Genomic DNA, 22,223 nt, shown 5'->3' on the forward strand with positions numbered 1-22,223 from the left:
CGCGCTGGACATCGACACCACCTCGACCCCGCCCGCGGCGAGGAAGTCCACGAACAGCCGGGCGACGTCGTCGGGATAGCTCGCCGTCACGGCGACCCGCCGCACGCCGAGCGCCTTGGCGGCGTGCACGAACGCGAAGGAGGTACTCGAAGCCGGGACGCCGGCGACGGCGGCCAGCCGGTCCGCCTGGTCCCGCGCGCCTTCCCAGCCGTAGACGAAGCTGCCGCTGGTGCAGGCCCAGACCACCGCGTCGGGCTCGTGCTTGGCGAGCAGCGACGCGCCCTCTGCGAGCCGTGCCTCGCTGCCGAGGTCGAGGAGCTCGGGTACGGCGTGCAGGTCGGTGCCGTAGATGTGCTCGACCGGGAGCCGGATGCCGCTCCGATCGCCGCCCAGCAGTTGTTCGGCGAGCGGGTACTCGTCCTCGGCGGCGTGGTCCGGGTAGATGAAGCCGATGGTGGTCACGGAACCTCCGGGAAGCAGCGCAAATTGTCGACAATCCTAACAACGGCGGGAAACTTCACTCCTCCGGGTGGATGCGAAAGGGGGTGGCACTAAGGAACAGGGGGCTGGGTGATCTCGCGGAGCCACTTGCCGGGCCCGACCACGGGCAGTCCCATGCGGCGCAGGCAGGCCCACATCGTCAGCTGGTTGGCGGTGAACACCGGTTTGCCGAGCGCGGCTTCCAGCGGGTCGATCAGGTCGTAGGTGGGGAGGTTGGTGCAGCTGACGAAGATGGCGTCGGCCGCGCTGTGGTCCGCGGCGAGGATGCGTTCGGCGATGGTCCGGTAGCTGACCTTCCAGATGCCGCCACCGAGGCCGAGGTGATCGCTCGACACCGTGGTGACGCCGATTTCGGCGAGGAAGTCGTGCAGCTTCCCGGTGAGGTCGGCGTCGTACGGGGTCAGCACCGACACCTGGCGCAGGTCGAGGCTGTGCAGCACCTCGGCCAGCGCGCCGGAAGTGGTCACCGCGTCCGGGGCGCCGGCGTCGCAGATGGCCTTGGTGAGGGAGCGTTCGTAGTCGACGCCGTTGACGAAACTGCCCGAGGTGCAGAGATAGGCGACGACCTCGGGCTCGACGTGCAGGACGTCCCTCGTCGCGGCGGCGAGGTGCCGCTGGTCGCTCACCAGCTGGGCCATCTCCATGCTGACCGGCACCGGTTCGTACGGGGTTCTCGCCAGGTGCAGGGAGACCTCCATCGGCACCCAGCGCCACAGTTCGCGTTCCAGGGCGAGGTCGAACGGGGCGATGACACCGATGCCCCGCTGTGCCAACGGCCCTTCGAACGCGAGGAAATCAAGGTCCAAGGCTAGCCCTCCGGAGAGCGTCTGAAGATGACAGGTCCGGTCGCTCCGGGGGTCAGTCCTCGGATTGTTGACAATCATACGAGCGGCTCCTACCGTGTCAACGTGATCGCGTCGGATTCCCCGGTTTTGGCGGTGCTGTGCGGCGCTGGCCAACCACCAGACATGCGCGCTATCGAAGCCGACGCGGTGGTTCGTTACACGGACGCGGCGGGACTGCCCGATGCGTTATCGGGGGCGGACATCCTCTTCGTGTACGACTTCCTCTCCACCGCGGTGCCCGGGGCGTGGCACGCGGCCGACCGGCTGCGCTGGCTGCACATCGCCAGTGCCGGTGTCGACCCGGTGTTGTTCCCCGGGCTGCGCGAGAGCGACGTGGTGCTGACGAATTCGCGTGGGGTGTTCGACGGCGCGATCGCCGAGTACGTCCTGGGCGTGATCCTCGCCTTCGCGAAGGGCTTCGCCCGTTCGCTGGACCTGCAACGGCAGAGCCGCTGGCTGCACCGCGAGAGCGAGCGCGTCGCCGGGCGGGAGGTGCTGGTGGTCGGCACCGGGCCGATCGGCAGGGCGATCGCGCGGCTGCTGCGCGCGGCGGGGATGCGGGTGAGCGGCGCGGGACGCCGGGCCCGTAGCGGCGACCCGGACTTCGGCGTCGTGCACGGTACGGACGAAATGCCGGGTTGCCTGTCCGCCGCGGACTACGTCGTCGCCGTGGCGCCGCTGACGGAGCAGACGAAGGGCATGTTCGACGCGGCGGCGTTCGCGGCGATGAAACCGTCCGCGCGGTTCGTCAACGTCGGCCGCGGCGAGCTCGTGGTGACCTCGGACCTCGTCGCGGCGCTGGGCGAGGGTGGTATCGCCGGCGCCGCGCTCGACGTGTTCGAAACCGAGCCGCTGCCGCCGGAGAGTCCACTGTGGACCATGGAGAACGTGCTGGTGTCGCCGCACATGTCCGGCGACTTCGCCGGCTGGCGGAACACGCTGGTCGAGGTGTTCCGGGAGAACTTCGGCCGGTGGCGAGCGGGGGAACCGTTGCACAATGTCGTGGACAAGCAGCTCGGGTACGTGCCGTCACCGGAAGTCAGGACTGGATGAACGAAACGACATTGTTGACCGCCAGCGAACTCGTCGCCGCGTACGCCACCGGCGAGCTTTCCCCGGTCGAGGCGACGCAGAACGCGCTCGGGGTGATCGAGGAACGTGAGGACGAGGTCAACGCCTACTGCCTCGTCGACGCCGATCGCGCGCTGGAACAGGCGAAAGCTTCCGAAATCCGCTGGCGTGACGGCAATCCGATCGGCTGGCTGGACGGCGTCCCGATCTCGATCAAGGACATGTTCCTGACCCAGGGCTGGCCGACCGTGCGCGGCTCGAAGTGCATCGACCCCGAGCAGCCGTGGGACGTCGACAGCCCGGTCACCGCGCGGGTGCGGGAAAACGGCCTGGTGGTGCTGGGCAAGACCACGACACCGGAGATCGGCTGGAAGGGCGTCACGGACAGCCCGCTCAACGGGATCACCCGCAATCCGCACGACCCCGCGAAGACCGCGGGCGGGTCGAGCGGCGGCAGCGCCGCGGCCGTCGCGGCGGGCATGGGTGAGCTTTCGGTGGGCACCGACGGCGGTGGCTCGGTCCGGATACCGGCGTCGTTCTGCGGCATAGTCGGCCTCAAACCGACTCACGGCCGCATCCCGCTCTTCCCGGCGAGCCCGTTCGGCCCGCTTTCGCACGCGGGCCCGATGGCGCGGTCGGTGGACGACACCGCGTTGCTGCTCGACATCCTGTCGCTGCCCGATCACCGCGACCCGACCGCGCTCGACACGGCGCTCGGGGCCTACCGCGAGGCGGTCCGGCGTGACGTGCGCGGGCTCATCGCGGCGTACTCGCCGACGCTGGGCTACGTCGACGTCGACCCCGAGGTCGCCGCGATCGTCGCCTCCGCCGTCGCGGCGTTGGAGGAGGCCGGGCTGAGCATCGAGGAAACCGATCCCGGTTTCTCAGATCCGAAGGCCGCCTTCGATGTCCTCTGGTCCGCCGGCGCGGCCAAACTGCTCGACACCTTCCCGGCGGGTTCCGAGGAGAAGGTCGACCCGGGACTTCGCCGGGTCTGGGAGAAGGGCCGGACGTACTCGGCGAGCGACTACCTCGGCGCGCTCGCCGACAAGGCCACACTCAGCATCCTGATGGGCGAGTTCCACACCCGGTACGACGTCCTGATCACGCCGACCCTGCCGATCACCGCTTTCGAGGCCGGCCACGACGTCCCGCCCGGCAGCGGGCTGAGCGAATGGCCGGAGTGGACGCCGTTCAGCTACCCGTTCAACCTGACCCAGCAGCCCGCGATCAGTGTGCCCGCCGGGCGTACGACGTCCGGGCTGCCGGTCGGGCTGCAGATCGTCGGGCCACGGCATTCGGACGATCTGGTGCTGGCGGTCGCGAAACTGCTCGAAGAGGTCCGTCCGTGGGCATCGCGCTGATCGGCTAGAAACCCAGCTCCGCCAAGCGTTCCCGGCCCGCGGCGGTGATCCGCAGTGCCCGCCCGGCCGGGCGGCGGCGTACCCAGCCCGCCGCGAGCAGGCCCGAAAGCAGGGCACTCCCCAGCGCGCCCGCGAGGTGTGTCGTGCCGTGTGACCAGTCGACACAGGCACGCACGCCCGCGCGGCCGGGCTCGAGTCCGGTGATCTCCAACGCCGCCAGCAGCGGATGGCCGAACGTGCGCACCACGCCGGTCTCGCCGGGTGCGAGTGCGGGCACGATGTCGTCCTTCCGGAGCACGATGGCGATTTCGACGCCGAGTTGCCCGGCGAGATGGCCGTAACAGATCCGGGCCGCCAGGATCGCGTCCGTGGGCGGCACCGGTTGGAGCGTGCCGGGCAGCCGGGGCGGGGCGAGCGCGGCGAGGGCTTCGACGAGCTGGGCGACCTCGGGCCCGGCCAGCCGATGCAGCCGCCGCCGTCCCGCGTCGGTGACGTGCACCAGTCCCGACGCGCACAGCATCCGCAGATGCGAGCTGGCCGTCGACGGCGCGATTCCGGCGACCGTGGCCAGGCGGCGGGCGGTGTGCGCCTCGCCGTCCATCAGCTGGAGCAGCATCGCGGCGCGAGCCGGTTCGCCGATCGCCCTGGCGACCGTCGCGATGTCGGGCTCTGTGCGCACGCGTTCAGGCTAGCCGCATGATTGTTCGCCGCGGATCGAAGCTTTCCCGTGGCAGGCTGCCGCCATGACCACGACCGAAGCGTTCGCCGTCCCGATCGGTGAACGGTATTTCGAGGATTACCGGCCCGGCGCGGCGTACGAGTTCGGTCGCGCCGCGTTCACCGAGGCGGAGATCGTCGAGTTCGCGCGGCGGTTCGACCCGCAGAGCTTCCACGTCGACCGGGAAGCGGCCCAGGACGGCCCGTTCGGCGGGCTCATCGCCAGCGGCTGGCACACCGCGAGCGTGCTGATGCGGTTGTTCGCCGATCACTATCTGTCCACAGTGGCCAGTCTCGGCGGGCCGGGCGCCGACGAACTGCGCTGGCTCAAGCCGGTCCGCCCCGGTACCGCGGTCCGGCTACGGGTCATGGTGCTGGACACCCAGCCCTCGCGGTCGAAGCCGGACCGCGGTCTGGTGCGCACCTTGGCCGAGCTGATCGACCAGGACGACGACGTGGTCCTTCGCCTGACTGTGCTCAACTTCCTGCGGCGAAAGGCCTTCCCCAACGCGTAACTCATCGGTTACGCTTCATCCGTGGACGTCGCGGGCGCGATAGCGGACCCGGTCCGTCGCGAGATTCTCCTCCTGCTCAGGAAGGAGAATCTCGCCGCGGGCGAGATCGCCGAGCGGTTCGACATCAGCAGGCCCGCGATCAGCAGGCACCTGCGGGTCCTGCGCGAGAGCGGCCTCGTGCGCGACGAGCCGGACGGCCGTCGTCGCGTCTATGTGCTCGATACGGCGCCACTGGCCGAGCTCGCCGGCTGGCTGGCCCGGTTCCTGCGGCCCTCGGGCTGGGAACACCGGCTCGACGCGCTGGAGACCGAGGTCCAGCGCACCCGGCGTGCCCGCACGAGGGCACGCGACGACGAGGAGGACATCGCATGACTCCCACTCCGACCGGGCGGCTCCTGCGCACGGCCGACGGCTGCGATCTGGTGCTGGAGCGTACTTTCCGCGCGCCGATCGACGACGTCTGGGCGAGCGTGACCGAACCGGAGAGCACCGCGCGGTGGTTCGGTGCCTGGAAGGGCGATGCCGCGCCCGGCCGCACCGTTCAGGTCCAGATGGCCTTCGAAGAGGGCGCGCCGTGGTTCGAGCTGCGCATCGACGCCTGCGAGCCGCCGCGCCGGCTCGCCGTGTCCACAGTGGACGAGAACGGGAGCTGGCGGCTGGAGCTGCTGTTGACCGTGACCGAAGGCGCGTGCGTGCTGCGGCTGGTCCAGCACCTCGAATCCGACGCCGGTATCGGCGACATCGGCCCCGGCTGGGAGTACTATCTCGACCAGCTCGTCGCGTCCGGAGTGGACGGTCCGCTGCCCGCCTTCACCGACTACCACCCCGGCCAGAAGGCGTACTACGAGGCGCTCGCCGGGCGATGAGCCTCGGGAACCTTGCGGACTAGGCCGCGCACCTGGCGGCTGCACAGCGCGAGCGCCGTCGCGAGGACCACGAGCACACCGCCGCCGATCAGCGTCGCCTCCCTGCCGACGTGCTCCACCAGCGGGCCGGCACTGATCTCGCCCAGCGGCAACGCGATGAACGAGCCGAGCATGTCGTAGGAGTACACCCTGGCGAGCTTGTCCTCCGGCACGTTCTCCTGCAACGAAACGTCCCACGCGACGGCGAACTGCTCGACCGCCAGGCCGGAGACGAACATCGCGAACAGCAACGGCAGCAAGACCGGTGACCAGCCGAGGGTGAACAGCGGTATCGAGTCGAGCGCCACCATCAGTACGCCGAACATCAGGGTGTGGCGTGGTTGCCAGTGCGCCGCGAGGAGGCCACCGGCGAACGAGCCTGCGGTCTGGACGGCGAGCGCGAAACCCCAGCCCGCGCGGCCGAAGGAGTCGTCGGCGATGAGCGGGCCGACCACCATCAGCGCGCCGAAGGCCACGGCGTTGACCACCATGAACTGCAGGACGACGATCCACACCCAGGCGCGGGAGGCGAACTCCCGCCAGCCCTCGCGCAGCTCCGCGAGGGGTTTACTGTCCGGGACACGGGTGCCGCGCGGCAGCCGGATGCCGCGGTAGGCCAAGGCGGCGCCGAGGAACAGCGCGGAGTTCGCCGCGACCGCCCAGCCGGACCCCACTGCCGCGACGACGACACCGGCGATCGCCGCGCCGCCGATCCGGCCCGCGTTGGACAGCAGTCGGACCAGCGCGTTGGCCTGGCCGAGCTGTGCGGCGGACACGGTCTGCGGGGTGATCGCGGCCGCCGCGGGCAGCGAGATGGCCGCGACCGCGCCGTTGACCAGGCTGAGCGCGACCAGCAGCGGAATCGAAGCGAATCCACAAAGGACACTCGCGGCGATGAGGGCCTGGGTGACCGTCGCCGCCAGCTCGGTGCCCTGGAGGATCACCGAGCGCGGCAGCCGGTCGGCCAGCACCCCGCCGAAGAGCAGCAACAGGACGTTCGCCAGCGAGCGTGCGCCGACCACGATGCCGAGGTCGACCGCCGACCCCGTCAGGTCCACGACGGCGAAGGCCAGCGCGAGCGGCGCGACCGCGTTACCGAAGTCGGCGAACGTCCTGCCGGTGACCAGCAGCCGGAAATTGCGCTCGCGCAACGGGACGAGCAGCGTCCGCGCGCTCATGCGATCGCCTCGCTCCGCGAGACTGTGTTGGATTTTCCTTGGCGCGTGGCATCCATGATTCGCTCGCAAGCGTCGCTCATGCCGGGGTGTTCGCTCACAGCAGCTCGAACAGGGCGACGCTCGCACTCACCCGGACCGTGCCCGCGGTGCGCGGCGGCTCGGCCGCATCATGCAGCAGGCGGCTCAGTTCGGTGGCCTGGCACAGGGCCTGCGCCCAGACCGCCGGGTCGACCCACACCTCGGCGTCGGTGATCGACGCCGGGTGTTCCGGTGCGCGGAATTCGAGGCGGCGCTTGAGTTCCTCGGCCACCGACGCCAGGAGGACGTGGTCCTCCTCGGGGCTACGCCCGGTCAGCCGCGGCCCCGACTCGGGATCGTGGCGATAGCGTTTCGCTCGCCCGCCACGGATCCGGACTTCCTCGACGATGTCCAGCAGGCCGGCCTCGTGCAGCCGGCGCAGGTGGTAGCTGACATTGGCCTGGGTCTCGTCGAGTTCGCGCGCGGCCTCGGCCGCGCTCATCGCCGTGCCCGTCAGCAGCGACAGGATGCGCAACCGCAGTGGATGGGCCAGCACGCGCAGATCGTCGAGGGTGGGGGACTCCGGCATGGGCCGAGTATCCCGGTGAGCGGAGGCAACTGTCAAACAGTTATTTGGTGGTTTCGATGGACGGGATTTCCGCCGCGCGTGACTGCGGAGATCCGATGTCTGTGCTGTGCTGGAAGCATGCGTACGACGATTTTGGGCAGGAGTGGCATCGAAGTCTCACGGATCGCCTTCGGCACATGGCAGCTCAGTGGCGCCTGGGGCTCGTTCGACGAGGACGTCGCGATCGCCGCCGTCGTCCGCGCTCGCGAACTCGGCGTCAACCTCTTCGACACCGCGCAGGCCTACGGTGCGGGGAAGTCCGAAGTCCTGCTGGGCAAGGCATTGCGCGGCGAGCTGAAGCGGAACCGCGACAGTGTCGTCATCGCCACGAAGGGCGGAACCAAGCCACGCGCGGAACGGGCCCGCGATGCCCGCCGCGAGTGGCTGACCGAGGGCCTCGACGCGAGCCTGCGCAATCTCGGCGTCGATTACATCGACCTGTACCAGGTGCACTGGCCGGATCCCGGCACTCCCGCCGAGGAAACCGCCGGGGTGCTGCAGGAGTTCGTGGACGCGGGGAAGGTCCGGCACATCGGAGTGTCCAATTACGACACCGCGCAGCTCGCCGCGTTCGACGAGCACCGCCCGGTGGAGACACTTCAGCCGCCGTATCACCTGTTCCGTCGAGGCATCGAGGCCGATCCGCTGCCCTACGCGCGGGAGCACGACATCGGCGTTCTGGTCTACAGCCCGCTCGGCAGTGGCCTGCTGACCGGCGCCCTCAGCGTGGACACGAAGTTCGAGGCCACCGACTGGCGCTCGCGTTCCTCGGCGTTCCAAGGCGAAAACCTGCGGCGCAATCTGGAGATTGTCGACAAGCTGTCGGCCTTCGCCGGGGAGAAGGGGATTTCGGTCGGTCAGCTGGCCATCGCCTGGACGCTGGCGCGGCCCGGTGTGCACGCCGCGATCGTCGGGGCCCGGAAGCCCGCCAACATCGAAGCGAGCCTCGCCGCCTCGGACATCGAGCTTTCGTCGGATGACTTGGCCGAGATCGACCGGATCACCGCGGACGCCGTCTCGATCACCGGCGCCAGCCCGGAAGGCATCGCCTGACCGGCCGGGCGCCGGTGATCGCGCGGTTCACGGGTTCCAGAAGCGGACTTCGGGGTACCGCGGCGAGGGGCCGCACAGCAGCGGCTGGAAGTGGCCTCGCAGGTGCTGGTCGAGGAATGCCGTCACGTACGCCTCGGTGATCCGGATGCCCCGCAGCGGCTCGATGAGGTCATCGGGCATCGGGAAACCGGCCTTCGCCGCGAGGTAGTTCGCGTCGGTGAAGGTGTTGTGGTCGCTTTTGTCCACGGTCAGCCAGCGTTTCCAGCCGCCAAGCTCCGGCCAGCCGGTGTCCCAGGTCGGGTCCCAGGTGCCGCCCGGCAGGTGTTCCGGCTTGCCCAGCAGCAGGTACGGGCGGTTCAGGCCGGTCACCGGGGTGTAGAACTTGCCGTCCACGATGACCCCGGCGCCGATCCGGGGGTCGCCCAGCATCGCCGGCGCGGTACTCGAGCCGCCGATCGAGTGGCCCACCATCGCGATCCGGCTCGCGTCGATGAGGCGTGCGACGCCGTGGGGTGACCGCGGTCCGGTCAGCTCGTCGAGTACGAACGACGTGTCGGCGGCGCGGGTGTCGACGAGTTTCGTCCAGTCCTTGACGGCGCATGCCTCGCAGCCGGTGGTGTGCCCGTCCGGGAAGCTGGTCGCCAGCGCTTCGTAGTTGTGGCCGATGCCCGCGACGACGTAGCCGCGACTCGCCAGCTCCTCCGCGAGCGAGGTCAAAGTGTTGCGTGGTAACAGGAATCCGGGTGATAGCACCACCAGCGGCGCTTTCCGGCCGAGCGCTGGAGCGTCCACTGTGGAGTTCGTATCGACTCCCGCGAAGAAGTCGGCGGGGATCTTCGCCGCCGTGCCCAGCGCGGTGGATTCCTGAGGTGTCATGTACTTCGCGCGCTGGCCGCTCGCGGAGCGCGCGGGGTACCACAGGGAGACCATCAGTTCGCGGCGCTGTGCCGGGACCCACGGATCGGCACGACGGGTGTCGGTCAGCTGAAAGGTCGACAAGCCGACCTTGTGGTGTCCGGTCGGCCGGGGCAGTGCTGCCGACACGGTCGCCGCGTTCGCGACGCCGGTGGTGGTGAGGCCGACGGCGAGGATGCCCGCCATGGCCAGGGTTCGGAGTCTCATGCTCCCAGTGTCCGGTCGTGTTTTGCCGCCGACATCCGGACAACCCCCGGAATCCCCTCGGTGAAATCCCGTAGTCACCAAGTCTTCCCCGGCTCTGATGGGCCCCGCGGTCGAGCGCCCCAATGTGGCATTGGGTGCGTTGGACGCACCGAACGCCACATTGGGGCGCGTGAGCCGCGCCGGGGTCAGAAGGTGAATTCGGTGCCGTCACCGGGGAGTTCGGCACCGCCGGCGAGTACGGCGGCGTGTTCGGCGGAGGCCGGGTCCAGTACCGGGTTGGTGTTGTTCAGGTGTGTGAAGGCCCAGCGGGTCCCCGGACGAGCGGCGCGGCGCCGGGCGATCTGCGAGAGACCGCCCGCTGTTCCGGCGATGGGGAGATGGCCCATCGCGAGCTGCGCGCCGTCACCGACCTGCGCCCGCGTCGCGCCCGACATCTCGTCCGGCGCGTAGAAGGTGCCGTCCAGCAGGACCAGGTCCGCGCCGTCGGTCAGCTCGTCGAACCCGTCCGGCCAGCCGCGCAGGCAGGGTGCGTAGACGACGACGCCCCCCGTCGCAGGGTCCTCGATCCGGTAGGCCACCACCCACGGTCCGTCCTCAGTGGACGAACGCGCGTACTTCGGACGTTTGTCGCTCACCGGAAGGGCGTGTACCACGAGACCGTCGAGCTTGATGTCCGAAGTGGACGACCAGTCCCAGCCGCCGTAGCCGTCGATGATCGACCGCGCCGGGAAATGCCGGGACAGCGCGTGCAGCACCGCGTCCGGTGCCCACACCGGCAGACCGCCCGCCTCGCGCAGCATCAACAGACCCAGCGAATGGTCCAGCTCGGCGTCGGTGAGCAGTACTCCGCGCAGCGGGATTTCGCGAGGGTCCGGCCCGGCGCGCAACGCCGGTGTGGCCAGGATCTGCGCGCGGATATCCGGCGACGCGTTAAGCAGGTACCAGCCCCGGCCGTCGGCGCTGACCGCGACGCAGTCCTGGGTACGTGGCATCGCGCCGGACGTGCACAGGCGGCACGCGCAGTTCCATTGCGGGAACCCACCGCCCGCCGCGGTCCCGAGCAGGATGATCTTCATCGCGTGGTCACCGTGCGCATCACCAGCTCCGGTGCCGTGACGGGAGGTGGCGCCGCCAGGATCACGTCGACGACGTCGCGGTGCGGCGAGCGCGAGCACACCGGGTCGGTCGCGGCCGCGTCGCCGGTGAGCAGGAATGCCTGGCAGCGACAGCCGCCGAAGTCGACTGAGCGTCGATCACACGTCCGGCACGGTTCGCTCATCCAGTCTTCGCCGCGGTAGGCGGTGAAGGAGGACGACTCGTACCAGATCTCCTCGAGCGGTTTTTCCCTGACGTTGTCCAGTTCCAGCGTCGTGATCGCGGTGGCCGCCGGGCACGGCAGCACGGTGCCGTCCGGCGCGACGGTGAGCTGACGCGCGCCCCAGCCGTACATGCACGGCTTCGGATACGGCTCGTAGTAGTCGGCGACGACGTACACGATCTCCATCTTCCCGCGCAGCCGTTCGGTGGCCTCGCGCACGATCGGCTCGGCGACGGCGAGTTGTTCGCGGGTCGGCATCAGCGCGTCGCGGTTGCGCAGCGCCCAGCCGTAGTACTGCGTGTTCGCCAGTTCGAGCCGGTCCGCGCCCATTCGCTCGGCGAGCGCGATCATCCCGGCCAGCTGATCGTGATTTCGTCGGTGCAGCACGACGTTCACGGTGAGCGGGAGGTCGGCCTTCCTGATCAGCCCGGCGACGGCGAGTTTGTGGTCGTGGGCCCGCGCACCCGCCAGCAGGTTCGCCCGCTCCGCGGTGGCGGCCTGCACGGACAGCTGGACGTGCGCGATACCGCGCTCGACGAGGTCGGCGAGCCGTTTCTCGGTCAGGCCTAGCCCGGACGTCACGAGGTTGACGTAGCAGCCAAGCCCGGCCGCGTGTGCGACGAGTTCCGGCAGATCGGGTCGGGCCAACGGTTCGCCACCCGACATGTGCACCTGCAGCACGCCGAGTTCCCGCGCCTGCGAGAGCACCGCCAGCCAGTCCTGTGTGGACAGTTCGGACTCGCGGCTCGCCAGCTCGACAGGATTGGAGCAGTACGGGCAGTGCAGCGGGCAGCGGTGGGTCAGCTCGGCCAGCATGCCGAGCGGGGGTTGCGCTTTCACTGCCATCGTACGATCCGCCGATCTTCCAGCCGCGTCAGCACGTCGATGATGTCCTGTTCGCGGACGCCGGAATAGCGTGTGCCCAGCGCTTGTGTGATGGCCGAAATCGTCCGGTCGCCGTCGCACAGTTCGAGTACCGCGGCGGCGGTCGGGTTCGGCACCAGCACTCCCTCGGGGAACAACAGAACGTGGGTTTCCCGTGTGTGGTCGTAGGTCAGCCGGACGCCGCGACGGAGTTCCGGGACCGAGCCCGTGCCGATGGTCGTCATCTCACTCCTTCGCCGCGGCGCCCGCTATCGCGTCGAGCATCGACCACAGCACGTCGCATTTGAACGACAGCGCCGAGATCGCCTTGTCCTGCTGTTCCCGGGTCGCGCAGTGCTGGATCACGATGTCGAGCGTCGCCTTGCCCTCGCCGGAAACCGCGTCGATGCGGTTGGTGAAGTAGGCGAGGTCTTCGCGTGCGATCCACGCGTAGTTGGCGAGCATGTCCGCGACGCGGCGCTGCATGAGATGTCCGGCGAACATCTCGGTCAGTCCGGAGGCGATGGCCTCGACCCACGGTTTCGTGCGCGCGAACGTCACATAGGCGTCGACGGCGAACCGGACACCGGGTGCGACGTGCCGCTGGTCGAGCACCTCTTCGCGGCTGAGCCCGACCGCGGTGCACAACCGGAGCCAGCGCTCGATACCGCCCTCGCCCGCCTCGGTTCCGTCGTGGTAGACGATGCGCTCCAGCCACTGGCGGCGGATTTCCGGCACCGGGCAGTTGCTGATGATCGCCGCGTCCTTCTGCGGCAGCACGCACTGGTAGTACCACCGGTTGGCGGCCCAGGTCTTCAGCTCGTGTTCGGTGAGCTCGCCCGCGTGCATCCGGTGGTGGAAGGGGTGTGTTCCCCAGTAACGCGGGGCGAGGCCGCGGAGCGCGGCGCCGAACTCTTCGGGACTCAGGAGCGGGGACATGCGCGGCCTCCGGCGGCTCGGTGCTGGTGGGAGCCCGCCGGTGGCGCGGTCGGGCGCCACCGGCGGGAACGGCTCATTCCATCCGGGCCGCGTAGGCGGTGACCTCCATCGGGGTCTCGTACTCGACGAAGTCCGGAGTGGTCCATACCTCTGTGGTTTCGATCATCTGCAACTCCTCGGATCGGTGAAGGGTGCACCGCCGGACGTCCGCCCGGGACGACCGGGTCGAGCACCCGCCACAGTAGGAGCGCGGGACGGTACGTCGCCAGGTTTGTTCCCACGGGGTGGGTACCGTTCCTCCCGATGGCGGATAGCGCGGCTCCGGATGATCACTCGCGGAGTTCCGGCCAGGGATGTGAAAGCGCTTTCGCCACCCGTCCAGTGGTGTCCGGCTGACTACCTGGTGTGTTTCTATCCCACTTCGCGGATGTCCCCCGAGCATCCGATCCGCCGTCCGAGCTACCCGGGGTGCAGCTATCAGGAGGCGTAAATGTCGTTGTGTCGCAAGCTCACCATGCCCGTCATCGCGGCCGCCCTTGCCGCTTTCGGCGTCGCGGCGCCCGCCGCCGCGGACGGTGTCTCGGCCCAGGCGATCAAGCAGGTCGCCAGTGGTCTGGACGAGGCGTGGTCGGTGGACTTCCTGCCAGATGGCACCGCCCTGTTCACCCAGAAGGACGCCAAGAAGATCAGCAGGATCGACAAGTCCGGCAAGGTCAGCGATGTCCAGACCATTCCCGGCGTCAGCGTGACCAAGGAGGCCGGCCTGCTCGGGCTGGCCGTGTCGCCGAAGTACGCACAGGACCAGACCGTGTTCATCTACTACACGACCGCCTCGGACAACCGGGTCGCGAAGCTCAAACTCGGGCAGTCGCCGACGCCGGTGCTCACCGGGATCCCGCGCGGAACGCAGTTCCACCAGGGCGGCCGGATCAAATTCGGCCCGGACGGCTTCCTCTACGTCGGCACCGGGGACGCGAAGAACGGGGACAACGCGCAGAACAAGGACTCGCTCGGCGGCAAGATCCTGCGGATCACCCCGGACGGCAAGGCCGCGCCCGGTAACCCGTTCGGCAGCCCGGTCTACTCCTACGGGCACCGCAACGTGCAGGGCCTGACCTGGGTCGGAAACCAGCTCTACGCCTCGGAAATCGGCGACAGCAAGGTCGACGAGCTGAACAAGATCGAGCCGGGCAAGAACTACGGCTGGCCGAAATGCGAAGGAAAATGCAGTGTCGCGGGGATGACCAACCCGGTCAACCAGTGGCCGACCTCGGAGGCGACGCCGAGCGGCATCGCCTCCTACAAGGGCAAGCTGTACATGGCCGCGCTCAAGGGCGGTACGTACAAATTGGACACCGCGGGTAAGGGTGGCAAGGTCTATACCAACCTCGGCCGCACCCGCGACGAGGTCGCCGGTCCCGACGGCCAGCTGTGGGTCGTCACGCCGGGCGGCATCTACACCGCCGACGGCAACTGAGCTTCCGAACGGATCGGCGGCGGTGCCGGGAGTATTGGGCGCCGCCGCCGATCGCCTCGGGAACGTTTCCGGCTACCCCGCGGATGGCAGCTGGGCGCGAAGCAGCGTCGCGGCGGCCGCGCGGGCGTCGGCTCCGGCCCCGAGGTCGCGGTCGATCGTGGTCACCACACTCGCCCCTTCGATGAGCAGAAGGAGTTGCCGGGCAAGGGGAATCGGGTCCTCGACGCCTGTCTCACGGATCCTTTCTTCAAGGAGTGCCCGATAACGTGCGAGGTGACGTCTGGCGATCGCGGCGATCGCCGGTGCCGCACGGGTGTCGGTGACGGTGTTGACGACAGTGCAGCCGCCGTAGCCGGGCTGGGCGAACCAGTCGAGCAGCAGATCGAACACCGAAAGCACGCGCGGCGGCCCGGCGGGCGCGCCGGCGGTCTCGCGGATCAGCCAGGCGTGGATGCGGTCGCTGTGCTCGGCGAGCATCGCCTCGACGAGCCGCTCCTTGGACTCGAAATAGCGGTACAGGCTCAGCTTCGACGCCGCCGCGCGCGCCGCGATCTCGTTGACGCCCACCGCGTGGACGCCCTTTTCGTAGAACAGTCCGGCCGCGGTTTCGAGGATCCGCTCCCGGGTCGCCTCCTGGGTCACGGAACACACAGTACCACTCTGTACTTTTGACAGTACCGATCTGTACTGTGCAGCTCATGACTGATGCCGGAGTTCCGCTGCGGCGGCTGTGGACGGGTGTGCTGTGCGGCTACCTCGCCCTCGGGGCGACGTTGCAGGAGCTGCCGGGGTATGTCGTGGCGAAGTACGGCTCCGGCCCGGCGACCGCGGGCCTGCTGGTCGGGGTCGCCTTCGCGGCGGCGGCGGGCACACGGCCATTCGCGGGGCGGGCGGGCGACGCCGGGCGCGCACGGACGGTGGTGCTGACCGGTGGCGTGCTGACCTCGGTGGCGGCGGCCGGGCACCTGCTCGCGCCGGATGCCGGGACCTTGCTCGTCGCGCGGCTGCTGATGGGGATCGGCGAGGGGATGCTGTTCTCGGCGAGCCTGCCGTGGGTTCTCGCGGCCACGCCCGCGGATCGGCGTGGGCGGGTGTCCGGCTGGTTCGGCCTGTCGATGTGGGGCGGGCTCACGCTGGGGCCGCTGCTCGCGGTGGTCCTGCACGGCATCGGCGGAGCGCGATCGGTGTGGGTGGCGGTGATCGCGCTGCCGATCGTGTCGGCGGTGCTGGCCGCGACGACCCGGCGCCCGCCACCGCCCGGGGAGCCGGTGCCGGTCCGGCCGCGGTCGTGGCGGGAGATCCTGCCGCGTGGGGCCGGGCTTCCCGGCCTGTGCCTTGGCATGGCGGCGTACGGCTACGGCAGCCTGACCGCGCTGCTCGTGCTGTACCTGGGCGATGGGGTCGGTGGGCAGGATCTCGGACTCGCGGTGTTCGCGATCGCGTTCCTGCTCACCCGGTCGTTCGGCAGCCCGATGGTCGACCGCTACGGCGGTGCGGCGGTGGCGCGGATCGTGCTGCTCGTCGAATGCGCCGGGCTGACGCTGCTCGCCACCGTGCCCACCGAGTTCTTCGCCCTGCTGGGCTCCGCGATCACCGGCGTCGGTATCGGCACGGTTTTCCCCGCGACGACGGCGATGACGTTGCAGCGCACCGGTGCGATCCGGCCGGGTACCGCGGTCGGATCGATTACCTCCCTGTGGGACCTGGGGATTCTCGCCGCGGGCCCGATCGGCGGAGTGGTCGCCGCGCACTTCGGGTACCGCCCGGCGTTCGCGCTCGCCGCGGGCGTCGCGATTGTCGCTTGTGGACTGACGTTCGTGCTCGTGCGCGATTCGAAGGCTATCGATATCCCGCCGGTGGCGGCTCGAAGCCGTTCCTGAGCTGTTCTACGGGTGGCCGGGCTGAATCACGCGGCCACCACGGCGGTTTCCAGTTCGGCCAGGGCGGTGTCCAGGTGAACGAGGATGCGCTGCAGGTGCGGGACACTGCGGCGGCAGCCGGTGATACCGAAGTCGAGGTTGTCGCCGTTGCTGGTCAGGGTGATGTTCAGGGCCTGGCCGTCGAGCAGCACCGACGCCGGGTAGATGCCGTCGAGCTGCGCGCCGTTCCAGTACATCTGCTTGCGCGGGCCGGGGACGTTCGAGATCACCAGGTTGAACGGCGGGCGCGTGTTCTCCACGACGCCGGGCAGCGGCGAGACGCCGAGCGCGGCGACGTTGATGCCGGAGAGTGCCAGCGTCTGGAGCGGGGACAACTCCGAGAACAGCCGCTTGCCGTTGCGCATCGAGGCGTGGATCGCGGCCAGCCGGTGGGCGGGGTCGGGCTGGTCGGTGGCCAGGTTGCACAGCAGCGCGCCGATGTTGTTGCCGCTGGCCTCGTGGCTGTCTTCCTTACGCCGCAAGGAAACCGGGACCATCGCGATCAGTGGGGCGTCCGGCAGCGCGCGTTGTTCGATGAGGTAGTCGCGCAGCGCGCCCGAGCACATCGCGAGCACGACGTCGTTGCGGGACACCCCGGCGGCGGTCGCGATGGCGCGGACCCGGTCCAGTGACCACGACTGCGCGGCGAACCGGCGCGCGCCGCCGATCGGCACGTTGAGCATGGTTTTCGGCGCCTGCAACGGCAGGGTCAGCGTGTGCTCCTGGAAGGCTTCGCGCGCGACCTTCACCGCGGCCGGGGCGATGCCCGCGAGCTGGTTGAGCGTGGCGCTCGCGGTGCGAAGGAACGACGCGGGCGCCTTGCCGTTGCGGGTCCCGTTCGTGTTCCGGGTGCCCCACGGCGGCGGGCAGGCGAGGTCGTCCGGTGAGTCGCTGAGCGTGTTCTGCAGCTGCCGCAGTGCCGAAACGCCGTCCATCAGCGCGTGGTGGACCTTGGTGTACATGGCGAACCGGCCGTCGGCGAGGCCCTCGATGAGATGGGATTCCCACAGTGGACGGTGGCGGTCGAGCAGCGTGCTGTGCCAGCGCGATGTCAGCTCCAGCAGCTCGCGGATCCGGCCCGGCCCAGGTAACGCGGAGTGCCGGAAATGGTAATCCAGCTCTAGATCGGTGTCGGTGGACCAGGCGACGTGACCGAGCGTGTTCACCGGGCGCGTCGGGCGGCGGCGGAACACCGTGCGCATGTTCTCGTCCTCGAGCAGGCCCGCCCGGATCTCGCGCAGGTACTCGGGCCCGGCGCCGTCGGGTTTGCGGAACAGGCTGAGGCCGCCGACGTGCATCGGATGTTCGCGCGTCTCGATCAGAAGGAACATCGAGTCGGTCACGGGCATCATCGGCATGCCGACCACCTTCCCTCGCGGTACCCCGGGAGGGCGAGTGTACGCACACCACGGCCGATCGGGCAGATTCGATCTAGGCTGGCAGGCATGACCATCCCGACCGATCCGAAGACGGGGGAGTTCCGCCGCTCCGCCAACCATTTCGACGCGCGCGTCACGGCCGGCGGCGGGGACGGCTGGCCGGTCGAGGCGGGCCGGTACCGGCTGGTGGTGAGCCGCGCCTGCCCGTGGGCGAGTCGCGGGCTGATCGTGCGGCGGCTGCTCGGGCTGGAGGACGCGCTGTCGGTGGCGGTGGCCGACCCGATCCAGGACGAGAAGAGCTGGCGCTTCACTCTCGACCCCGACGACCGTGACCCGGTGCTCGGCATCCGCTACCTCGCCGAGGCCTACCACGCCGCCGACCCGCACTACATGGGCGGCATCAGCGTGCCCGCACTCGTCGACGTGCCGAGCGGGCGGCTGGTGAGCAACGACTACCCGCGGATCACGCTCGACCTCGCCACCGAATGGACCAGCCTGCACCGGCCGGGCGCGCCCGAGCTGTACCCGGAGCGGCTGCGCGCGGAGATCGACGAGGTCAACGACGGCGTGTTCAAGGATGTGAACGCGGCCGTGTACCAGGCGGGATTCGCGAGCAAACAGGCCGCGTACGAGGACGCCTACACGCGGCTTTTCGCCCGGCTGGACGAGCTTTCCGGACGACTGGAGCGGCAGCGGTATCTCGTCGGTGACACGATCACCGAAGCGGACATCCGGCTTTTCACCACACTCGTTCGTTTCGACGCGGTGTATCACGGCCATTTCAAGTGCAATCGGAACAAGTTGACCGAAATGCCGGTTCTCTGGGCCTACGCGCGCGATTTGTTCCAGACCCCCGGATTCGGGGACACGGTCGATTTCGACCACATCAAAAGGCATTACCACGCGGTGCACGAGCAGGTGAACCCGACGCGGATCGTCCCGCTCGGCCCCGATCTTTCCGGCTGGACGACCCCGCACGAGCGGGAGGCGCTCGGTGGACGTCCCTTCGGCGACGGCACTCCGCCGGGGCCGCCGCCGGCTGGCGAATTCGCCGGTCCTCGCTGGTGATGGTCATGACACTGGGTGGTGTTGCCGCTGCGTTCGGCCATCTGGCAGCATGCCAGGGTGGGTGATCGGACCGGAGCACAACATGTCGCGGACGCCCTGACCGCCCTGGGCACCGAAGTCGCGTTCGGACTTCCCGGGGTCCACAACCTTCCGCTGTGGGAAGCGCTCGCGCACACCGGGATCCGGTTGATCGGCGTACGGCACGAGCAGACGGCGGGCTACGCGGCCGACGGCTACGCGCGGGCCACCGGCAAACTCGGCGTCGCGCTCGTCACCACCGGGCCCGGCGCGGCCAACACGCTCGGCGCCGTCGGCGAGGCGATGGCTTCGGCGGCACCGGTACTGGTCATCGCGACCGACATCCCGTCGACGTTGCGGCGGCCCGGCGTGGTCCGCGGGGTGCTGCACGAGACATCGGACCAGCAGGCCATGTTCGCGCCGGTCACCAAGGCCGGGTTCACCGTGCGCGCCGCCGACCAGATCGGCACCACGCTGCACCGCGCGGCGCGGCTGGCACTGCAACCGCAGAGCGGCCCGGTCTACCTCGGCATCCCGACCGACTACCTTCGCGACACCGCGCCGCGGCGCGAACCGCCGTCGCCGCCGATGGCGCCGCGCATCGACATCTCCGAGCTGAGCGCGGCCGAGGCACTGCTGTCCGGTGCGAAGCGGCCGCTGATCTGGGCGGGTGGCGGCGCGCTGCGGTCCGGGGCGGGCGAGGTGATCGGCAGGCTGGCCGAACGGCTCTGCGCGCCGGTGCTCACCACGTTCGCCGCACGCGGCCTGCTGCCGCCCGAACATCCTTGCCTGGCACCGAATCCGGTCCACACCCCGGAGGTCGGCGAGCTGTGGGACGAGGCGGACGTCGTGCTCGCGGTCGGCACCGACTTCGACGGCCTGATGACGCAGAACTGGCTCATGCCGAAGCCGCGGAAGCTGATCGCCGTCAACGTCGACGCGGACGACGCGGCGAAGAACTACCCGCCGGACCTCATGCTGGTCGGCGATGCCCGCGAGGTCGTCGAGGTGATCGACGTCCCGAAACGGCCGGGCCTGGAAGAACTGACCACGCGGCTCACCGCGATCGGCCGCCGGGTGCGGCGGCGGATTCGCCAGGAGGAACCGCAGGCGGCGGACTTTCTGTCCACTTTGGAGGAAGTGCTGCCCTCGGACGCGGTGGTGGTTTCCGACATGTGCGTCGCGGGCTACTGGCTCGGTGGCTTCCACCGGTTCCGCGAGCCGCGGCGGTTCGCCTACCCGATGGGCTGGGGCACGCTCGGGTACGGCTTCCCGGCGTCGCTCGGCACGGCCGCGGCGGGTGGCGGGCGGGCGATCTGCGTCACCGGCGACGGTGGTTTTCTTTACGGCGTCGGGGATCTGTCGACGCTGGCCGCGGAACAGCTTCCGGTGACGGTCATCCTGGTCGACGACGACGGCTACGGCATGCTGCGCTACGACCAGGAGCGGGCGGGCCTGCCGTATCGCGGCGTCGACTGGGACAGCCCGGATTTCGTCGGCCTCGCCCGATCGTTCGGCGTGCACGCGGAACGGGTGTCCGGGTTCGGGCGCGCGTTCCGGCGGCAGCTCGGCGAGTTCGTCAAGGCGGACGAGCCGAACGTGCTGGTCGTCCGCGCGCGGCTCGCCCCGCCGATCAACACCTCCCCGCGCTGGTACCGCCGCGAGGATCGCTGAGGCTTCCCGGGTTCGCGTCCCGTAGTGATCCGGGACAGGATGGAGGGCGAGGACCGAGGAGGTCGCATGAGTTCAGCACGGCAGACGAATCCGTTGTGGCATCCGTTCGCGGACATGGGTGCGGTCGACGGTGACCGCTGCGTCATCACCCGCGGCGAGGGATCCTACGTCTGGGACGAGGACGGCAAGCGGTACTTCGACGCCACCGCGTCCCTGTGGTACGCCAACTTCGGCCACGGGCGCGAGGAGATCACGCGGGCCGTCGCCGATCAGCTCGCCACGCTCGACTCGTACAACCTGTTCGGCTACTACGCCAACAAACCCGCGCTGGAGCTGGCCGAGCGGGTGTCCGCGCTGGCGCCGACCCCCGGCTCGAAGGTGTTCCTCGGCTCGGGCGGCGGTGACGTCGTGGATAGCGCCGTCAAGATCGCGCGGTCGTACTTCGCGCACACCGGGCGGCCGGAGAAGGTCCACGTGATCGGGCGGGTGCAGGGCTACCACGGCACGCACGGGTTCGGCACCGCGGCGGGCGGGATCGCGGTGAACGCGGCGGGCTTCGGGCCGCAGCCGCCCGAGTTCTCGCACATTCCGTACGACAGCGCGGAGGCACTGGAGGCGGAGATCCAGCGCGTCGGCGCCGAGCGTGTCGCCGCGTTCTTCTGCGAACCGGTGATCGGCGCCGGGGGCGTGCTGCTCCCGCCGGACGGCTATATCGAAGCGGTCGCCGAGATCTGCCGCCGTCACGACGTGCTGTTCGTCGCCGACTGCGTGATCGCCGCGTTCGGGCGGCTCGGCACCTGGTTCGGGATCGACCGGTGGCCGGTGCGGCCCGATCTGATCACCACCGCCAAGGGCATCACCGGCGGGACGATCCCGCTCGGCGCGCTGATCGTGGCGCCGCGGGTCGCCGAACCGTTCTTCACCGGTACCCCCGGCGCTCCGACGCTGCGGCACGGCGCGACCTACGCCGGGCACCCGGTGGCGTGCGCGGCGGCGAACGCCACCCTCGACATCTACGAACGCGACGGCCTGATCCCGCGCGGCCGTGAGCTGGAGAAACCGCTTGCGGACGCGCTCTCCGGCGCGGGTTCGCATCCGCTCGTCGGCGAGGTACGGGCTGGGCTCGGCTTCCTCGCCGCTGTCGAGCTTCGCGCGGACGTGCTCTCGGCCGACCCCGGCGCTCCCGGTCGGTTGCAACGGCTCTGCCGTGAGGAGGGCGTGCTGGTGCGTCCGGTCGGCAAGGGCGTCGTGATGTCGCCGCCGTTGATCGCCGCCGAACCGGAGCTGGACCTGCTGGCTTCGGCGCTGCCACGGGCACTGGACCGCCTGGGCTGAGCTCCGGGCTCGGTCGTCGGGTGTCCTCAGTGGACGGTGGGGGTCGGTCGTGCCGTGAACGACGCGTTCGTGACGGTGAACGTCCCGAACGGAGCGTTCGAGACGTGACCTTGACGCGTATGTCGCGAACGCGTCGTTGGGGACGTTGAGCGTTCGCAACGCGTCGTTCGGGACGCGTCCGGTCGGCCGATCCGCGCCCGGGGCTGGAGCGAAGGGGGCGAGGAGAGGGGGGGGGGGGGGGGACAAGGGACAACAACAAGAGAGGTTGTTTGGGAGAGATCAAACGACGAGGTGTGTAAAAAAAAGAAGAATAGC

At 69.7% G+C, this 22,223-nt stretch carries 23 protein-coding genes and 1 pseudogene (1 of these 24 cut by a window edge); 11 read left to right on the forward strand and 13 right to left on the reverse strand.

Annotation, left to right across the window (positions count from 1 at the left end; translation table 11 throughout):
* Positions 1–462: pseudogene (locus tag ACFWY9_RS04815) on the reverse strand (maleate cis-trans isomerase) (it extends 323 nt beyond the left edge of the window).
* A gap of 89 nt (positions 463–551) precedes the next feature.
* Positions 552–1,307, reverse strand: coding sequence for an Asp/Glu/hydantoin racemase (locus ACFWY9_RS04820; protein WP_378324990.1), 756 nt, complete (start codon positions 1,305–1,307; stop codon positions 552–554).
* Positions 1,308–1,469: 162 nt separating this feature from the next.
* Here ACFWY9_RS04820 and ACFWY9_RS04825 point away from each other — a divergent pair, with 162 nt between their 5' ends.
* Entirely contained in the window at positions 1,470–2,399 is a 930-nt protein-coding gene (locus ACFWY9_RS04825) for a D-2-hydroxyacid dehydrogenase (protein ID WP_378338178.1), read from the forward strand.
* A complete protein-coding gene (locus tag ACFWY9_RS04830) occupies positions 2,396–3,781 on the forward strand; it encodes an amidase (RefSeq protein ID WP_378324992.1) in 1,386 nt (461 codons plus the stop codon). Before ACFWY9_RS04825 ends, ACFWY9_RS04830 begins: the two co-directional genes overlap by 4 nt.
* Before the next feature lie 4 nt (positions 3,782–3,785).
* Here the strand turns inward: ACFWY9_RS04830 and ACFWY9_RS04835 are convergent, their stop codons facing one another.
* The gene (locus ACFWY9_RS04835; protein WP_378338179.1) at positions 3,786–4,460 is read right to left on the reverse strand and encodes an ArsR/SmtB family transcription factor; all 675 of its coding nucleotides are present in this window, start codon (positions 4,458–4,460) and stop codon (positions 3,786–3,788) included.
* A 64-nt stretch (positions 4,461–4,524) separates the two neighbouring features.
* Between ACFWY9_RS04835 and ACFWY9_RS04840 the strand changes: the two genes are divergently transcribed.
* From ACFWY9_RS04840 to ACFWY9_RS04850, 3 genes are read left to right on the forward strand one after another with little or no spacing between them, the layout of a single operon-like run.
* Positions 4,525–5,013 (forward strand): MaoC family dehydratase, encoded by a 489-nt coding sequence (locus tag ACFWY9_RS04840; protein WP_378338180.1) that lies wholly within the window; start codon positions 4,525–4,527, stop codon positions 5,011–5,013.
* 21 nt (positions 5,014–5,034) lie between these two features.
* Positions 5,035–5,385, forward strand: a complete 351-nt coding sequence (locus ACFWY9_RS04845) for a metalloregulator ArsR/SmtB family transcription factor (protein ID WP_378324995.1) — start codon at positions 5,035–5,037, stop codon at positions 5,383–5,385.
* Entirely contained in the window at positions 5,382–5,879 is a 498-nt protein-coding gene (locus ACFWY9_RS04850; protein WP_378324996.1) for an SRPBCC family protein, read from the forward strand. The genes ACFWY9_RS04845 and ACFWY9_RS04850 overlap by 4 nt, the downstream gene beginning before the upstream one ends.
* Here ACFWY9_RS04850 and ACFWY9_RS04855 read toward each other — a convergent pair.
* Both ACFWY9_RS04855 and ACFWY9_RS04860 read right to left on the reverse strand, forming a co-directional pair.
* Positions 5,855–7,096, reverse strand: a complete 1,242-nt coding sequence (locus tag ACFWY9_RS04855; protein ID WP_378338181.1) for an MFS transporter — start codon at positions 7,094–7,096, stop codon at positions 5,855–5,857. The two genes, ACFWY9_RS04850 and ACFWY9_RS04855, sit on opposite strands and share 25 nt — an antisense overlap.
* A gap of 94 nt (positions 7,097–7,190) precedes the next feature.
* Positions 7,191–7,703: an ArsR/SmtB family transcription factor gene (locus ACFWY9_RS04860; RefSeq protein WP_378324998.1), complete on the reverse strand. Its 513-nt coding sequence runs from the start codon at positions 7,701–7,703 to the stop codon at positions 7,191–7,193.
* A gap of 117 nt (positions 7,704–7,820) precedes the next feature.
* Here ACFWY9_RS04860 and ACFWY9_RS04865 point away from each other — a divergent pair, with 117 nt between their 5' ends.
* Positions 7,821–8,795 carry an aldo/keto reductase gene (locus ACFWY9_RS04865; protein WP_378338182.1) on the forward strand — a complete coding sequence of 325 codons (975 nt, stop codon included), beginning with the start codon at positions 7,821–7,823 and terminating at the stop codon, positions 8,793–8,795.
* A gap of 27 nt (positions 8,796–8,822) precedes the next feature.
* Here ACFWY9_RS04865 and ACFWY9_RS04870 read toward each other — a convergent pair whose 3' ends face one another.
* The 6 genes from ACFWY9_RS04870 to pqqA all read right to left on the reverse strand — a co-directional run bounded on the left by ACFWY9_RS04870 (position 8,823) and on the right by pqqA (position 13,204).
* Positions 8,823–9,917 carry an alpha/beta hydrolase family protein gene (locus ACFWY9_RS04870; RefSeq protein WP_378338183.1) on the reverse strand — a complete coding sequence of 365 codons (1,095 nt, stop codon included), beginning with the start codon at positions 9,915–9,917 and terminating at the stop codon, positions 8,823–8,825.
* A 185-nt stretch (positions 9,918–10,102) separates the two neighbouring features.
* Complete coding sequence (pqqB, locus tag ACFWY9_RS04875) at positions 10,103–10,993, reverse strand: pyrroloquinoline quinone biosynthesis protein PqqB (RefSeq protein WP_378338184.1); 891 nt, start codon at positions 10,991–10,993, stop codon at positions 10,103–10,105.
* Positions 10,990–12,075, reverse strand: a complete 1,086-nt coding sequence (gene pqqE / locus ACFWY9_RS04880) for a pyrroloquinoline quinone biosynthesis protein PqqE (RefSeq protein WP_378338249.1) — start codon at positions 12,073–12,075, stop codon at positions 10,990–10,992. The genes pqqB and pqqE overlap by 4 nt, the downstream gene beginning before the upstream one ends.
* The gene (gene pqqD / locus ACFWY9_RS04885; RefSeq protein ID WP_378325002.1) at positions 12,072–12,344 is read right to left on the reverse strand and encodes a pyrroloquinoline quinone biosynthesis peptide chaperone PqqD; all 273 of its coding nucleotides are present in this window, start codon (positions 12,342–12,344) and stop codon (positions 12,072–12,074) included. Before pqqD ends, pqqE begins: the two co-directional genes overlap by 4 nt.
* Position 12,345: 1 nt before the next feature.
* Positions 12,346–13,038: a pyrroloquinoline-quinone synthase PqqC gene (gene pqqC, locus ACFWY9_RS04890; RefSeq protein ID WP_378338185.1), complete on the reverse strand. Its 693-nt coding sequence runs from the start codon at positions 13,036–13,038 to the stop codon at positions 12,346–12,348.
* 73 nt (positions 13,039–13,111) lie between these two features.
* Positions 13,112–13,204: a pyrroloquinoline quinone precursor peptide PqqA gene (pqqA, locus tag ACFWY9_RS04895; protein ID WP_345399451.1), complete on the reverse strand. Its 93-nt coding sequence runs from the start codon at positions 13,202–13,204 to the stop codon at positions 13,112–13,114.
* Between the two features lie 324 nt (positions 13,205–13,528).
* Here pqqA and ACFWY9_RS04900 point away from each other — a divergent pair, with 324 nt between their 5' ends.
* Positions 13,529–14,515, forward strand: coding sequence for a PQQ-dependent sugar dehydrogenase (locus ACFWY9_RS04900; RefSeq protein ID WP_378325006.1), 987 nt, complete (start codon positions 13,529–13,531; stop codon positions 14,513–14,515).
* A 72-nt stretch (positions 14,516–14,587) separates the two neighbouring features.
* On the opposite strand, the gene ACFWY9_RS04905 is transcribed toward ACFWY9_RS04900, so the two are convergent.
* Positions 14,588–15,157 (reverse strand): TetR/AcrR family transcriptional regulator, encoded by a 570-nt coding sequence (locus ACFWY9_RS04905; RefSeq protein ID WP_378325007.1) that lies wholly within the window; start codon positions 15,155–15,157, stop codon positions 14,588–14,590.
* Positions 15,158–15,213: 56 nt separating this feature from the next.
* On the opposite strand from ACFWY9_RS04905, the gene ACFWY9_RS04910 reads away from it, so the two are divergent.
* Complete coding sequence (locus tag ACFWY9_RS04910) at positions 15,214–16,395, forward strand: MFS transporter (protein WP_378338186.1); 1,182 nt, start codon at positions 15,214–15,216, stop codon at positions 16,393–16,395.
* Positions 16,396–16,421: 26 nt separating this feature from the next.
* Here the strand turns inward: ACFWY9_RS04910 and ACFWY9_RS04915 are convergent, their stop codons facing one another.
* Complete coding sequence (locus tag ACFWY9_RS04915; protein WP_378325009.1) at positions 16,422–17,792, reverse strand: wax ester/triacylglycerol synthase family O-acyltransferase; 1,371 nt, start codon at positions 17,790–17,792, stop codon at positions 16,422–16,424.
* Between the two features lie 87 nt (positions 17,793–17,879).
* On the opposite strand from ACFWY9_RS04915, the gene ACFWY9_RS04920 reads away from it, so the two are divergent.
* The 3 genes from ACFWY9_RS04920 (at position 17,880) to ACFWY9_RS04930 (ending at position 21,908) form a co-directional block, all read left to right on the forward strand.
* Entirely contained in the window at positions 17,880–18,881 is a 1,002-nt protein-coding gene (locus ACFWY9_RS04920) for a glutathione S-transferase family protein (RefSeq protein ID WP_378325010.1), read from the forward strand.
* 57 nt (positions 18,882–18,938) lie between these two features.
* Positions 18,939–20,573, forward strand: a complete 1,635-nt coding sequence (locus ACFWY9_RS04925) for a thiamine pyrophosphate-binding protein (protein ID WP_378325011.1) — start codon at positions 18,939–18,941, stop codon at positions 20,571–20,573.
* Between the two features lie 66 nt (positions 20,574–20,639).
* Entirely contained in the window at positions 20,640–21,908 is a 1,269-nt protein-coding gene (locus ACFWY9_RS04930; protein ID WP_378338187.1) for an aspartate aminotransferase family protein, read from the forward strand.
* Positions 21,909–22,223 lie beyond the last annotated feature (315 nt).

The sequence above is a fragment of the Amycolatopsis sp. NPDC059027 genome (assembly GCF_042739735.1).
GTDB lineage: Bacteria > Actinomycetota > Actinomycetes > Mycobacteriales > Pseudonocardiaceae > Amycolatopsis.